This window comes from Limnobaculum allomyrinae, assembly GCF_016649425.1.
GTDB classification, from domain to species: Bacteria; Pseudomonadota; Gammaproteobacteria; order Enterobacterales; family Enterobacteriaceae; genus Limnobaculum; species Limnobaculum allomyrinae.
This window is the reverse complement of sequence record NZ_JADRCR010000002.1, coordinates 1-15,657: the sequence shown is the minus strand read 5'-3', so window position 1 is coordinate 15,657 and position 15,657 is coordinate 1. Positions and strand designations below refer to the sequence as shown.

11 protein-coding genes and 1 pseudogene are annotated in these 15,657 nt (G+C 46.0%); 3 read left to right on the top strand and 9 right to left on the bottom strand.

Features of this window, described 5'->3' with window-relative positions:
* From I2494_RS04430 to I2494_RS04410, 5 genes and pseudogenes are all read right to left on the bottom strand, one after another.
* Nucleotides 1-618, bottom strand: a complete 618-nt coding sequence (locus I2494_RS04430) for a DMSO/selenate family reductase complex B subunit (RefSeq protein WP_218468104.1) — start codon at nucleotides 616-618, stop codon at nucleotides 1-3.
* A 10-nt stretch (nucleotides 619-628) separates the two neighbouring features.
* Nucleotides 629-3,049: a DMSO/selenate family reductase complex A subunit gene (locus tag I2494_RS04425; RefSeq protein ID WP_218468103.1), complete on the bottom strand. Its 2,421-nt coding sequence runs from the start codon at nucleotides 3,047-3,049 to the stop codon at nucleotides 629-631.
* Between the two features lie 345 nt (nucleotides 3,050-3,394).
* Entirely contained in the window at nucleotides 3,395-4,264 is an 870-nt protein-coding gene (locus tag I2494_RS04420; RefSeq protein WP_218468102.1) for a dimethyl sulfoxide reductase anchor subunit family protein, read from the bottom strand.
* Nucleotides 4,257-4,886: a DMSO/selenate family reductase complex B subunit gene (locus I2494_RS04415; protein ID WP_218468101.1), complete on the bottom strand. Its 630-nt coding sequence runs from the start codon at nucleotides 4,884-4,886 to the stop codon at nucleotides 4,257-4,259. The genes I2494_RS04420 and I2494_RS04415 overlap by 8 nt, the downstream gene beginning before the upstream one ends.
* A pseudogene (locus I2494_RS04410) lies at nucleotides 4,883-7,269 on the bottom strand (DMSO/selenate family reductase complex A subunit). The gene I2494_RS04415 and the pseudogene I2494_RS04410 overlap by 4 nt, the downstream one beginning before the upstream one ends.
* Before the next feature lie 493 nt (nucleotides 7,270-7,762).
* Between I2494_RS04410 and I2494_RS04405 the strand changes: the two are divergent.
* On the top strand, nucleotides 7,763-8,032 hold the full coding sequence (locus tag I2494_RS04405) for a hypothetical protein (RefSeq protein WP_218468100.1): 270 nt from the start codon (nucleotides 7,763-7,765) through the stop codon (nucleotides 8,030-8,032).
* 158 nt (nucleotides 8,033-8,190) lie between these two features.
* Complete coding sequence (locus I2494_RS04400; RefSeq protein ID WP_218468099.1) at nucleotides 8,191-8,643, top strand: DUF1622 domain-containing protein; 453 nt, start codon at nucleotides 8,191-8,193, stop codon at nucleotides 8,641-8,643.
* A gap of 202 nt (nucleotides 8,644-8,845) precedes the next feature.
* On the opposite strand, the gene I2494_RS04395 is transcribed toward I2494_RS04400, so the two are convergent.
* From I2494_RS04395 to I2494_RS04380, 4 genes are all read right to left on the bottom strand, one after another.
* Complete coding sequence (locus I2494_RS04395) at nucleotides 8,846-10,294, bottom strand: DUF3999 domain-containing protein (RefSeq protein WP_218468098.1); 1,449 nt, start codon at nucleotides 10,292-10,294, stop codon at nucleotides 8,846-8,848.
* The gene (locus I2494_RS04390; protein WP_218468097.1) at nucleotides 10,291-13,101 is read right to left on the bottom strand and encodes a DUF2339 domain-containing protein; all 2,811 of its coding nucleotides are present in this window, start codon (nucleotides 13,099-13,101) and stop codon (nucleotides 10,291-10,293) included. Before I2494_RS04390 ends, I2494_RS04395 begins: the two co-directional genes overlap by 4 nt.
* 126 nt (nucleotides 13,102-13,227) lie before the next feature.
* Nucleotides 13,228-14,040 (bottom strand): siderophore-interacting protein, encoded by an 813-nt coding sequence (locus I2494_RS04385; RefSeq protein WP_218468096.1) that lies wholly within the window; start codon nucleotides 14,038-14,040, stop codon nucleotides 13,228-13,230.
* Between the two features lie 142 nt (nucleotides 14,041-14,182).
* A complete protein-coding gene (locus I2494_RS04380) occupies nucleotides 14,183-15,064 on the bottom strand; it encodes a DMT family transporter (protein ID WP_267081215.1) in 882 nt (293 codons plus the stop codon).
* Between the two features lie 464 nt (nucleotides 15,065-15,528).
* Here I2494_RS04380 and I2494_RS04375 point away from each other — a divergent pair.
* Nucleotides 15,529-15,657 (top strand): hypothetical protein (locus tag I2494_RS04375; protein WP_228350870.1); only part of this gene is annotated, 129 nt, incomplete at its 3' end.

Here is a 15,657-nt window from a genome sequence, read left to right as displayed (position 1 = left end):
TTACACCTCCGCCGGATTCTGAATATGACCGGATGTATCACCGCAAGGTTTTGCATCCCGATGGGCTTTAATCACCAGATTCGGTGAGGTCAGCGATGGATCCGGCAATGGAGCAACGCCATTTTGATAGCCGTACTTTTCATGCAATACACTGATTTCATCAAAGTCCAACGCACGCTGAGGACAAGATTCGACACAAACTGGTTTCAGCCCTTGCCCTACTCGCTCATAGCAACCATCACACTTGGCCATGACTTTCTTCGATTCATCAAACTGAGGTGCGCCATAAGGACAGCGCATTTCACAATAGCGGCAGCCAACACAGATATCCTGATTAACCACTACCAGTCCATCTTCCGCACGCTTATGCATTGCCCCTGTCGGGCACCCTTCTACACAAGTTGGTTTAGAACAATGGTTACAGGCAATAGACAGATAATAATTGAACACGTTTTGTGTCCATAAATTTCCCTGCTTAGACCAGGTACCTCCACCAAACTCATAAACCCGGCGCAGTTTTGGCCCCAGTTGCAAATCCTTTTCGTCTTTGCAGCTAATCTGACAAGTTTTACACCCTGTGCACTTGGAGCTATCTACGTAAAAACCATACTGTTTCATCACTATCTCCTTATGCACGTTTTACTTCAACGAGGTTGGTATGTTGAGGATTGCCCTTAGCCAGTGGAGACGGCCGTTGGGTGGTCAGCGTATTAATACATCCGCCCACATCTACCCCTTGCTCGTTGGTATTACGCCATGCGCCCTGTGGTACGCCGATAACGCCCGGCAAAATACGCTCAGTCACTTTGACAGCAATACGAATACGGCCTCGATCGTTAAATACTTCCGCCATATCACCGTGATTTAGCTTACGAGCTCGTGCATCAATAGGGTTCATCCACATCATGTGAGGTACGGCTTCACGCAGCATGGCGACTGAATAGTATGAAGAGTGCACCCGGCCTTTATCGTGGAAACCCGTCATTTGAAGTGGATACAGCTCTTGTACAGCCTTATCGCTAACCCCTTCAAAGGTTGGGCAATACTCAGGCACGGCCGGGATACGATCCCCTTCCGTCAATTCCCAGGTAGAGGCGATAGTCGCCAAAGCTTCTGAGTAAATCTCAATTTTGCCCGACGGGGTCTTCAGAGGATTGGCCTGAGGATCGTCACGATAATCTTTCAATGCAATAGATTTAGAGCTGTCTGCCAGTACGCGAGCGACGATACCCTTATCATTGGTTTGAGCAAACTCAGGTAAGGTTGGATCCTTTTCGCGCATTTTATTGTAGCAATATTCAATCCACTGCTCGTGGGTGCGCCCTTCGGTAAACTGCTCGCGAATACCCAATTTTTGCGCCACTTCAGCCAAAACATCATAAGACTGGCGACATTCCCAAAGCGGTTCAATGGTATTCTGCAAACGGATACAGTAGTTATAAGCACCACTGGCATAGGAGTTATTGATCAAATCGTTTGACTCAACGGAAGTCACATCCGGCAACAGCAGGTCAGCATATTTAGCGCTGGCTGTCATGTGAGTTTCCCACACCAGAATAAATTCACACAGCGATTCATCCTGCAGAATTTCATGAGTCCTATTCACGTCCGAATGCTGGTTCATCATGACGTTACTGGCATAATTCCACAGAAACTTCACGTTGGTTGTCAGCTTATCTTTATTTTTGACGTGCGCATTTTTCGCGGTCATCTCGGTTCCGCGAGTAATGGCATCCGTCCACATAAAGCAAGGAATGGCAGTTTTAATCGGATTAGGGATAGCAAATCCCGGCACGGAATAGGCTACGTTTCCGCCCCATGCACCAGTGTTAGTACCGGCGCGGCCAATGTGACCCGTCATTAATGGCAACATCATGATAGAACGGGAAGCTTGCTCACCGTTGGCGGTACGCTGCAGGCCCCATCCCTGAGAAATCCATGCAGCCTTAGCGGAACCAATTTCACGCGCCAGTTGGATAATGCGAGTTGGTGAAATACCGGTAATTTCGCTCGCCCATTCCGGGGTTTTAGCAATATTATCCGGGCCATTTCCTAACAAATAATCTTTGTAAGAACCATTTTTTGGCGCAGATTCAGGCAGCGTGGTTTCATCCCAACCAACACAGTAGGTTTTCAGGAACGCTTCATCGGTGAGATTTTCTTTAATCAGCGTGTAACCAATAGCCGCCACCAGCGCACTATCGGTTCCCGGATAGATAGGGATCCATTCGGCATCCAGCGTGGTAACACTGTCGGTCATACGTGGATCAATAATAATCACCCGCGCATGACTTTGTTTCAGGGCGTTCAGCGTTTCATAAAACTGACCGCCGCCAGACATACGGGTTTCTGCCAGATTGTGTCCGAACATCACCACCAGATCGGAGTTTTTAATTTCCAGCAGCAGAGTTTCTGCCAGACCGCCGTATACATACGGCATAACGGTGTTGATCTGCGCCGTAGAGTAAGTTCCGTGCTGATCGAGGAAACCACCATACAAATTGAGCATACGCTTACAGGCATTACGACCTTGCAGGTTGGCCCCCGTTGAACCGGAACCATACTGATAGTAAATCGCCTCATTACCATATTTTTCAACGGTATATTTTAATTTATCCGCCAGAATAGTTGTGGCTTCATCCCAACTAATACGTTTAAATTTGCCTTCACCTCTGGCTCCGGTACGGAGCATCGGATACTTAATCCGGTCAGGGTTATAGGTTTTCCAACGCACTGAACGCCCCCGCAGACAGGGTCGAATTTGATGCTCGCCATAAGTGGAATCATCAAAATCGGTTTCGCTGGAAATTTTAGTGATAACGCCATCTTTAACATGTACCTTCAGTGGGCAACGGCTTCCGCAGTTAACCAGACAAGCACTGTATTTAATGGTTTCTGATGAAGCGGCCTCGGGTGCTGCAACCGCCGTAGTAGTAAATGGCAAGGTTAATGACCCCGCCACTGCGGCTGCACCAGTGGCAGCCACGGAAGTTTTAATAAACTCCCGCCGCGACACCTCGCCAGGGCGCGCTATTTTTTTGCTCTGCATCGACATTACCCTCATGGTAACAAGAAAGGAATATAAGGACGTTTATTATTATGTGAAGTGATAATACGATTACTTGAGAAAGTACTTTACTGATCTACATCAATAGCATCCCCCAAATTGATTACGCTGTCTCATTATGGTTATTGATGTAGTTGTTTAAATTAAAATAAACCAATGCATTTAACACTTAACTCAAATAAATAATTCAATTTATTCAAAATAACTAAAACTAATATCTGAATAAAAAAGAAAATATAATATTTACTATTATTGGAATGAGAAATACATAATTGAATTCAAGCATTATCGATCAGGGCTGGAGAAATATTTCTCCAGCCCTGTCGCTTAGCTAATTAAGAAAAAAGCATACCGGAAGATAATTTCAGCCAAAATAACTAATATGCAACCAGATACCAACATAAGTGGCTGGCGAAAAATCACTTTCTGACGGCCGAAGTAAAGAGCAAATAACATGACCAGCAAACCTGATAATGCAGCTACCCATGCTCCCCAACGTAAGAGTGGTGAATGGTTAAAAAGTGTTGTGGCATCGTAAGGAAAGGTCACCATGCCATTCATTGATAAACGCTGTATTTCATCAAGATAATCAGGCAGTACCAACAAACGCCCAACCAAGCTAATCCCTGTCAGTAATACCGCTACACATACCATCTTAAATAACAACTTATCACTGACTTTGCCTTTACTTCTGAGCGTAATCAACAGCGTGGCAATACAAGCTCCCAGCGTTATCAATGTACCGATAAAAGTAAACTGAGTATTCAGATGTGCCCAGGTTACTATCTGTGTATGGCGATATACTTCCCCCATACAATAGATATCGATAATACCCAGTAATGCCGCCAGTGCCAGCAAAGTACGAGATACACGCCGGGTCATTAAAGTACGTAATGTGATAAGGCAGATAACCCCAAAAAATACGCCGGTAAAAATAATCTCACGACTCAACCATGAGGTTGCTGCATGGCGTAATGAGTTAAAAGCATTCATTGGGTAACCAAGATGAGCAACGGAACACAACAGCCCGATCGCTGCCATCAGACAGATAATCATCAATACCGGTTTTATGATGTAGTAACCTACAGAAACACCGGATTCATGATTGATCCAGCAGGCATACAGTGCCGAAAATAATGTCGCGCCAACGGCAGCTTGCGTCAGTAGCGTAAAGAGGATTAATGGCCATTCATGCATGATTTGTTACTCCCTCTTCAGCACCAGAATGCGCTTTAATCACCAGATTCGGTTTGGTTATTGCCGAAGAAGGCAATCCACGAACTTCACTCAACATTCCATATTGTTTACGCAGCGCTTCAATTGGGCCAAACTTTATTGCCCCTAGCGGGCAGGTCGCCACACACACCGGTGATTCTCCCTGAGCCTGTAGATCAACACAGAAATCGCACTTCGACATTTGTCCGGTCTGTTTATTCATTTGAGGCGCGCCATAAGGACATGACCATGAGCAGTAACCGCAACCAATACATTTATCTGTATTAACCCTTACAATGCCATCCCCTTCTCGCTTATGCATTGCCGTTGTCGGGCAGTTCTTCACGCAAGCTGGGTCATCACAATGATTACAGGCAATAGAGAGATTATACGAATAGACATTATTCTGATAAGCGCCACTGCCATTATCAATAAAGCCTCCACCGGTAACTGAGTAGATTCGGCGAAAACGACGACCAACTTCCAAATCGTTTTTGTCTTTACAGGCAACCTGACAGGCTTTGCAACTGGAACACAGCGAAGAATCAATAAAGAAACCTAGTTGTTTGTCACTGACTGGTTTAAATTCCACAAAATTAGTCATACTTTTTTCACCTCAACCAGTAGTGTCTGATGGGAATTACCCTTTGCCAACGCGGTCATGCGGGTTGAAGTTAATACGTTAGCGCATCCTCCCCGATCCACTCCGTCTTTATCAGGGCTCCACCAGGCTCCGGAACGCATCGCAACAACCCCCGGCATTATGCGTGACGTCACTTCAACCGGAACCCGACTCACACCCCGGTCGTTATAGATCTGTACTTCATCACCCTGAGCAATTTGCCTGTTTTTAGCATCTTGCGGGTTTATCCACAGCGTTTGTGGTTCAACTTCCTGTAACCATGGATTGGCATATTGAGTGGAGTTGGCACGATGCTTACCTTTCCAGGTAATCATCTGTAAAGGATATTTTTCAATCAATTTATCCTCAGGCCCTTCCGTGGCCGGGACATAGTGAGAGAGTGCAGGGATTTCAGGATTCTGCATGTCATACAGACGCTTAGAGAATATCTCTATCTTGCCAGAGGGTGTAGTAAACGGATTGTTTTGTGGATCAGTGATATTCTTTTCAAAGGCAACGTGAGGCGCGCTTTTGAACAGGTGCTGACGCTGTACCTTCAATTGTTCAAAGGTAGATTTTCTTCCGGCATCGCCGTTCGCGTTTGTTCGACAATATATTCAATCCACTGTTTTTCATCTCGCCCTTCACTAAAGGCTTTTTCTACCCCCATTTTAGCTGCCACTTCGCGCAGCCACTCATAATCTGAACGACATTCAAAAGCAGGCTCAATCACTTTTTCGGATAGCATAAAATAGCTGCCGGTTCCCCAGGTTTCGCCGATATTCCAGCGTTCCATAAAGCTGGTTTCTGGTAAGAGTAAATCTGCATATTTGGCACTGGGGGTAAGAAACAGATCGCTGGCAACAATGAACTCAACCTTAGACTCATCTTCCAGCAATTTAATCGTTTTATTGATATCCGGATTCTGGTTAGCCAGATAGTTACCCGCCAACGAAAATATCATTTTGATATTGGTATCCAGCTTATCCGCATTTTTTAAACCATCTTCCGGTCTGACTTTTGAGGCATCTTCTACTGCCTGCATCCAGTTCATAATAGAGATAGTCGCCTTTACCGGATTTTGCGGCTGAGCAATACCCGTCATAAACTTACGGCTGCCAATACCGCCATAACCGCCTGCCCAACCGCCTTTAATACCCACATTACCCGTGATAGTCGCCAACAGTGTTGAGGCTCTGGCTGTTCGTTCACCACAAATGTGCCGCTGTGGGCCCCACCCTTGAATTAATGCAGCAGGTTTAGTTGTCGCGTAGTCCCGCGCCAATTGGCGTATGGTCTGTGCTGGTACTTTCGTGATTTTCTCTGCCCATTCCGGCGTTTTGGCTACGCCATCTTTTGCCCCCGTCAAATAAGCCACCAGCGATTCATTAGCAGGAATGCCTTCCGGCATATGCTGCTCATCAAATCCTAAGGTATGGCGCTCAATAAAGGCTTTATCGTGCAAATTCTCCGTCACGATGACATACATCATTGCATCCATCATCGCGTTATCAGTGGTCGGCAGCAGTGGGATCCACTGGTCTGCATAGCTGGTTGCGGTATCAGAATAACGGGGATCGACCACAACAAAACGCGTCCCGTTTTCCTTCATCTTTCTATAAAAATGGTTGGTATGGCCAAAAATGGTTTCTGTCGGGTTATGTCCCCACAAAATCACCAGTTTGGTATCTGATAGTGTATCCAGTGAACTACCTGAAGCGGCAACACCATAGGTATAAGGCGTTGCTGCCGCTGTATTCCCCATACTGACGGAATGATAATAGCCAAGATAACCGCCGGTCAGATTCAGCAAGCGCTTTAACATCTTATCGCCAGAGAAGGAGCCACCTGAAACGCCGGTTGCTACATGAGCAAAACGCGAGGCCGGCCCATAGGTGTCGCCAATACGTTTCATTTGCTCTGCAATCAGAGTTGTTGCTTCATCCCAGCTAATACGCTTGAATTTACCTTCACCACGTTTACCTACTCGCAGCATTGGATATTTCAGCCGATTTGGATGATAAACGAACTGCCGATATGCCCGCCCCCGAACACAAGCTCGCATCACCGGCATTTGTTCATCAAGAGCCCCCTCCGGACGTGTACTAATTCGGGTAACAGCGCCTTGTTTAATATGAACCCGAACATCACACTTTCCGCCACAATCGAAGGTACTACAGGTTTGAACAATACGTTCTTCTCCACCTTCAGTTGGTAGTGCAATCGGCTCCGAAGTGGCATTTGCTATTTTAGAAGAAATAAAAGGTAACGCGACCAACGCGCTTCCTGCTTGTAAAAGTTGTCGCCGATTTATGGCAAAACTACCTTTATCAGACTCAGTGGTTTCATTATTTTTATATTTCATTAATTAAATCGCTCACATAAATAAAAGCGATTATATGAATACTAACAAAGGAGTATTTTGATAATTATCAAATGAACAATAACCCCTATAGATATATATTTTTCAGAAAAATAAAAAGTAAAAATTAACGTGATTAAAAATAGAATAAAAATAAAAACACCAATAAAATCATCATCAAAAAACAAAAATCTCTAACTGCAATAAAAAGCCAATTCAACACAACAAATAAAAAATTGAAAAGCTTAAATGCGCTAAACACCAGAAATCAATCTGTAAAATATAAATATAAAACACTCATAGTTTTACTAAAAAAAACACAGAAATTAAGCATAAATTTTTCCTTTACGCTAATATCAAATCATTCGTACTGTTAAAACAATCAACAACGGCTTCACTGATAAAGATTCTTCTTTACTTCAACAGGAAATCCTTGTTTATCAGAAGCAAAATTAGTGATATTTTTTACCCATAACCTTTCGCTGCGAGAATCATTATGCCGCTACTTGAACATCTTATTGAAGGTATCCAGCGAAAAAAGGAAGACATTTTCCTGCAATATGGCAAAGTTCCGAACGATAAGATGCTCATCGTGATACGCAAAGACGATATGCATGAACTATTCAAAATGCGTTATAACAATAAAAACTCACCTTATCTCAGCGTTACTCCAGGCTACATGCTTAAACTAATGGATATTAAAATTGTCACCGCACCTGAAGAGGTACTGAAAGGAAAGCTGTTTCTCCTGACCATGATTGTTTGAAATATATTCACCGGAACGTTTTAGTGTAATTGGTGGTCATCTATATAACAGGGAATATTGACAGCTATTTTCCAGTGCCGATTCATGGGATGCTAATACCCCCTCTAAGGAAAAAGAGGCGGAGGTCATGAGGTTTTAACCACAACAGGGATATTTATATGGTAGACATACTTTATCTGATTAACGATATATTGAGTGCTATCAGTATATTAATCATCGTTTATGCGGTTATTGCCGCTGTTATTGGCTTTATTCGCAGCGAAATTAAACGTGAACATCAGGCTTCTAATGGTTTGCTGGCGATACGCCTCCCCCTCTGCTCTCGCTTGTTACTTGGGGTGGAAATTCTGATTGCCGTCAATATTCTGCGAACAATCATGAGCCCTGGCTACAATGAACTGATAGCGCTGGTTTCTATTGTGGCCGTCCGCACCTTGCTATCACTATTTATTGGTCGGGAATCGAAAGTACTTGCGACTATTGCTCCTGTCCCGATAACAGAAAAAATCACAGAACAAAAAGCGGATATCGCCGGGAACAATAAATCTGAAACTCTGAAGGATGAAAACGAACCTCAGAATAGTGATGCCACCGCCCCAGAGATTAAATAAGTGGCACATCAAATAAAACCTGATGACTATGCTGGCAGAGCTAATCGATCAGCATTCAAGTATATTCCGGCCGTAATGGCAATATGCACATATCACCATTGTGCCGGCCGGAAAACCATCTGAATCCGGTTTCAAAGTACGTCGGGTCAAGCCCGACGATGAATGCCGCTAACCACTAAAGCCAAACCACTAAATTTTTCAGTTACTTAGCTTTAGGCTCCATTAGCTCTCGCGCCAGTCTCAACACCACCAACGCCAATCCGGCAACGCCAACAATCAGTAACCCCCACAATAACCAGGTTTGCCATTGTTGAGCGCGTTCTACCGGTGAGGTTGCCGTCAGGCGTTCTTCTCCACCCAGTACTACCGTGTTTCCGGCATAAGCCTGAGGTAGTCCCTGCAATCCATTTTGCTGCATTTCAGCAGCGGGAATTAACTGGTTTACACCTATAGTCGCTTTAGGTGCCTGATTGGCTCCCCATGCCAGCAAATAAGGAGGATTACCCTGTCCGTTAAACAGTACATCTACCCGTTCCCGCTGGGCGACCACGTTAGGAACAGTATCTCCCCAGTTGCCATTTACCGCTTTCACCCGAATCCCCTGAACTAACAGGTGGTTCATCGTTAAAGGTTCTGAAGTACGGTATCCGGTATCACCATGAATTTGATATACCACGGTGGTCGTCAGAGGACGCCATTTATCCTGCTCACTGCTCCGGTACTCAATATTAACCGGCAAAACCGTATTACTCTGTTCAGGCACGATAGAAAGGGATGACAGAGGTTGGGGACGCGGTAGCTGATATATCGCTTCAGTTTTCGATACCGTTTCAGACTTAAACGTCAATTCGATAGTTTCAACCGCTGTACGTCGGGTAATTACCACACCCTGCGCCTTGGAGATTGCCGGAACCGCTATTTTTTCATCACTATTCACCACCAATAGCCAATAGCGAGCGCGTCGGCTACTGTAGTTATCATCAATATCAACATTATTTAGCAACAGGCGGTCGGTACCAGAGGTTAAGTCCATCAACGGTGCATTATCCGCCTGTTTACGCCAGTCTTTCAGATCGCTGCTGCTATACAGAGTAACTTTCGCCTGCCAGTTAGTACTGTTTTGAGCCCAGTCCAGCATGATTTGGTTAAACCCTACGTCTTCAGGCTTATCTTTATCCTGATTTAGCTCTAACAGGTAAGTCGCTTCCGGCTTACGTTCGCCATCCTGATAGAGTTTAACCTCAACGCCACCAGCAGATTTAAACGTGAAGGTTTCCCGGTCATCCTGCTGATTCTCCGCAGGTTTATTCACCGACATCTGCATCGGGAAAATACGTAATGGGATATTTTGTTGTTCAGTGGTGTCATTATCCACCGGAGATAAAGCCAAAGTGACCGCCTGCCCCGAACTGTTAAACACCCGAACATCCCGCAAATCAGGATAGACCGTTTCAAGATAGACGTCTTCCGGCAACGTTAAACGATAAAAAGGAGATGGCGCAGAAACGTCCAATTCTGCTCCCTTATAAAAATCCTTTGGTGTTAGCTCAATGTCATCAGCCTGGGCCAGCGGTAACACCGATATACACAGCCCACATAGTGCCACGCGTAAAGTGAAAGAGGATTTTTTTATTTTTATTAACGACATCATGCCTTTGGCTCCTGCTTAAGCGGCTGACGGGGAGGTAACGGGGAAAAATATCCCACAACTAACAGCAAGACTGCAACGCCCAGGAATGCGATGGCACGGGCTAAGCCGCCACCTTTAGCGCTATCCACCAGGAATAATTTAAAGATCACCACGCCCAGTAAAGCGGCGCCAATGAACCAGATAAACCGACGTCCGGTACGTGCAGAGAATACCATACAAATCAGTGCGATAAGTGTCCAGACAATGGCAAAGGTAGTATGGATCAGGCGTGATGCCCACAACGCATCAAACCACCAGGCGATATCGGCATAGTAAGCCAGTGCCCGCAACAGAATGCCATTGAACCACCAGAACGCCAGCCCCCAACCCACTAACGGAATAATAGAATCCAACTGAATGGCATGCGGCTTCAAAACCGCGCTAATACGATGTAGCCAGACGACCAGCATCAAAATACCGAACATCGCCGCTTCTTCCAGTGGATTAACCAATGGAATATAGCGCCAGTTAACCATCTGCCCATCCATCATATTGCCGGTTAGTAGCATCGCACCTGCCACCGCCATCAGCGGAATGGTACCCAGCCAATAAACATTGGCATGCGCCTTAAGCGGCCAGTACTGGCGACGATCGGCGATCCATAGCAATAAAATAACTAACGACAAACTGCACATCTGCAAATAGAAGCGCCATTCGTTCATTCCCCACGCCATTTGAACGGTACGCCAATAAACCTCACTTCCCACCCAAGCCAATACCAGCCAGAAGAGAACCAAATGTGCCAGTTTTTCTGTGTTGCCTTTCAGCAGTTGAGGAGCATCACGATGCAACAGGAAGAGTGCCGTAGCGACGACTGCCAGCCATATCAAATTCCATAACCCTAACGCCGTTGGCAGCGAGTCATTACTGAGTTGCACGAACAGTGCCATTACCGCCGCTGGCCACAATAGCCAAACCGATTGTTTGAGCTCAGGCCATGCTAAGCGGTTTCCGGCAATGCGCCATATCCAGATAGAGATACTGAGTCCCAACAGCGCCAGTAACATTGGTTCCAGACTATAAGTTCTGGTCCAGAAAGCAAACGGCAGTTCTATCAACCACCAGCACCAGAGCATAATACCGGCCACCAACATCGCCATACTGATCCCCTTCCAGGCATCAGACTCTGGTTTGAAGTGACGCCATAAAGCACCACCGGCAATAAAGCACAGGAACAGCACCGGTAAAACAAACAGTAAAGAGATATCCCAACGATAATCCTGATAGGCCACCAATTGGGCACCTAATGCCAGTACCAGCAGCGCACTACCACTCCAGCTCAAACGACGCTGATGTTGCAACAGGCCAAACCACAAAATACCCAGACCTTCCAGTGCCCAGGCCAGCGCAGTCCATTGAGCAGAAAGCGCCAGAGGGATCGCCAGCGTAACAAAGCTTCCCCCCAGAGCCAGATACCCTAATGCGATACGTTTGCCTTCCTGTGGGAAACGGCGCAGCGTTGCCCAAGTAATCACCAGATAAATCAGACCAAAGCCTAGCGCCGAGAACGCCGGGCCAAACTGCCACTGTTCAGTCATCGCATATTGCAGCGCAAAACCAATCAACGGCGGACCGAACAGCAGAGTTCCATCTATCGCCATATGCTGCTGCAGTCGATTCTTCACCGCAAACAGTTCAGCCAGCAGGCTAAACAGAATCAAGTTGGCAATCAGGAATAGCTGGCAGGAGAGGTAATCCTCCGGTTGATAATGTTCAACACCCCACATAATGGCCACGCCAAAGGTGAAGACAAAGCCCAGCAGGTTAAGTACTCGCCATGATTGCCAGATACTGATAAACAGAATGCCACTGGAAATAAGGAAATAGTAAGAGAACAGTCCAATATGGTTAGCGCTACCGGTGGAGAGCAATATTGGTGACAGGTAACCACCAATACTGGCAAGCATCGCGAGGCTCAATGCCCGCTGTAACACAGCCAAAGCCACACTGGCGGCACAAATTACCAGCATTAATACAAAGGCAAAAGTATGGGGTAACAGCTGGTAAATTCGGAAAGCAGCAAATACCGTGAGATACAACGCCCCCACGGCACCCCCCTGCAATATCAGGGCATACAAAGACTGCTTATGACGTAAACGCCATCCTAATGCCAACAGGACTACACTGATCAGCGCCGAGCTGGCAAGGCGTAACTCAATCGGGAACATATCCCGTTCAATGGTATATTTCAGCAGGTAGGCAATACCAAAAAACAGCAGCAAAATACCTAATTTTGCTACCGGGTTACCTTTTACCAGCCAGGATATTATGCCAGAGAAAATATCTGAACCTTCACTTTGAGCGGGTGAGACTGGCTGAGTTTGAGGCTGTGCTGATTTGGGAGTGGTAACGGATTTCGCGGCAACATTCACAGATGATGTCTGAGCGCTGGCCGGTTCCACAACCGGCGCTGAAATCGGCGGAACTGATTCAACTGATGTTAATGGAGAATTGACAGGTTCCAGATCGCTTTTTGCTGCCATCGCCGGTGGCATAGCTGGAACAAATTCATCTGCTACCGGAGGTATAACCCGCTCTGGTAATTTTTGTGATATGGCAGATTCAACCTTCGTCTCCGGGGCAGCAGACCGCCTGACGGGAATATCTTCCAACTGGTTAAGCTGTTTTTGCAACGACTCAACCTGCTTTTTTAGCTGGCTTACTTCGTCTCTGGCGTGGCGACTGCGGCTCATAGCCACCAGCGCCATTATTGGCGATGCCAGTACAGCGATAAGAATGATAAAACCAAGGAATATCAACTCATCCATTATCGATTCATCCTGAATAGAGGGAGAGGCCAGTTTTACAGGAATACGCTTTATCGTCTACTGTGGAACAATAAATTGTTACCTTACACCGCTATTTTTCTTTGATTTTTACCCTAAATGGTGCCGTCATTCATCAGACGAATGGTTAAATCCACCTTCCGGTACGCCTTCGCGCCAGTAATTCACCAGATAGTATTCATCACGTTGTAGCGCCATCTTATCTTTAATCGCCCGACGCAATCCTTTTGCTAAATCACACTCCATTCCGCCCCAGATAAGGGGTGAAACACCCGCAGGAATTTGCGTCGAAGAAACGGCATCAATCAAGCCGCTCTCCTGCCCCGGGTGCCTGACTAACCAGGTAATTTCCATTCCTGTCGGTGCATGCAGAGGAATCAAATCAGCCTCTGAAGGCACTTCAATAATGGCTTTGCCTTTAGCTTCAGCAGGTAATACTTGCTCAAGGGTATAACTAATCGCTGGTAGTGCCGATATATCGCCCGCCAGTACCAGCCATTGACCGTTGTAGGACAGACGAGCCCCCGGCCCCCAAATGCCTATTTTATCACCGGCTTTAGCCTGTTTAGCCCAATCAGAAGCCACACCGCCCTTATGACAAACCAGATCGATAGTCAGCTGACGTAATTGAGCATCATAATCGCGCAGGCTATAGGTTCTTAGCGTTGGACGTTCCCCCTGCTCCGGCCATACCAAACGCCCTTTTACGGCATCATATTCAGGCCAAAGTAAACATGTTGCATTAGCTGGTGGAATAAAGAGTTTTAAATGAGGGCCTATCAGGCTGGTATCAATATCTAAACCGGCCAGTTCTTCGCCCCCCATAATCACCCGACGGATATTTTCCGTCAGCATATAAGACGCTATAACGTGCAATTGCCGCTGACCGTCAGCGCGTTTGGGTGGGCAAGAAGAGGACATAGGGCAGATCCTTAAGATTGGCAATGATTATTTCAATCAACATTGCCAATAATAAATGATTGCTATTATCATTTAAAGCCTAAGACAGGAACGTTAACTGACGATAAAGAACCATCGTCAGCTTTTCTTATTATTTAAAGGTTCAGAGAGTTTTCTGTGATCTGCGCTTAGGTAAACTCACCAGAACCAGTGCCATCACCACACAAATAATACCTGCCATTTCAGAACCATTAGGACGCTCTCCCAATAACCACCATGACAAAAGCGCACTACAGACGGGAACCGCCAATGTACCTAACCCGGCAACAGAAGCGGGTAAATGTTTCAAAATAAACATCCATAGCACCCAGGCAACCGCCGTTGCCAGAACCGCGTTATACAATAAGCCTCCCCAAAGGTAAGGGTGCCAGACAATCGGTTTTGAAGGGACAAACAGAGCGATAACCACTAATACAATAGCCCCCATCACCATCTGCCAGGTGGTGAGCGATAACAAGTCCGTTGGTGTACGAAGATACAGACGCTTGGCAATAATCACACTGGCTCCCCAACAGAAACCAGATAGCAGTGCCAATATGGAAGCCAGCATAGAACCGTTATTATTCCACGGCTGTAAAATCAGAATCATGCCGCAAATAGCTATTGCCGTGGCCCAATACTGCAATTTAACCAGACGTTCATTTAAGAACAGCGCCGCCAGTAAAATTACCCAGAACGGCATGGTATATGCCAGAATAGCGACCTTCCCTGCTCCCCCCGTGATCAACGCCCACTGGGAAAAACCGACCATGCCAACCGTCTGTAGTACACCAATGATAAAAGTAGTACCCAGCGGTGGCGGTTTCATTCCCCGATTACGTAGTTTAAGCACCAGTAATAGCAATACTGCACCCAATGTGCAGCGTATCGCAGCGAAATCGAACGGGCCGATATAAACCAGCAGAGTCTTCATCACGATCCAGCTGTAACTCCAGATACAAGTAATGCAGATTAATGCGATAACGGCAGAGAGATTGAGTTTCAAGATGGTTACACCACAGAGAGAGATCACAACACCGGTTCAGCTACGGCAAAACCGGAAAATAACACCTCGATTCATTTGTTTGTGATTGTTCTGTGGATGTAGACGATAAGTCAGCGATGAACAGTTAAGCAATCATAAGATCAAGGTCGGTGTATTATCGACTAAAGCCGGGGGAAGGCAAGCAGAGAAACCGATCAAAAAAATTTTCTTTAAACTCCCATTATTTCAGCGATTAAGCACCCTAAAAGCAGCATACCTGACACTATGTTGATGCCCTCATCACCTTTATGCTGTGGCGATAATCAACCATTCTCATTGATAAATCGGTTTTTAGCCGACGATTTTTAACTAATATGATAAATTTTTTGCTTCTCAGCGCTCGAATTAATCTGTTATAACTATCAATCTGGATACATAAGCAGACATATTTTGTTCTGGATATCTTTCACCCAATGGAGCTAATGATGCCCTCTCATAAAGAACTCGCTAACGCTATTCGCGCCCTCAGTATGGACGCCGTACAAAAGGCCAAATCAGGCCATCCCGGAGCCCCTATGGGCATGGCCGATATCGCGGAAGTTCTGTGGCGCGGT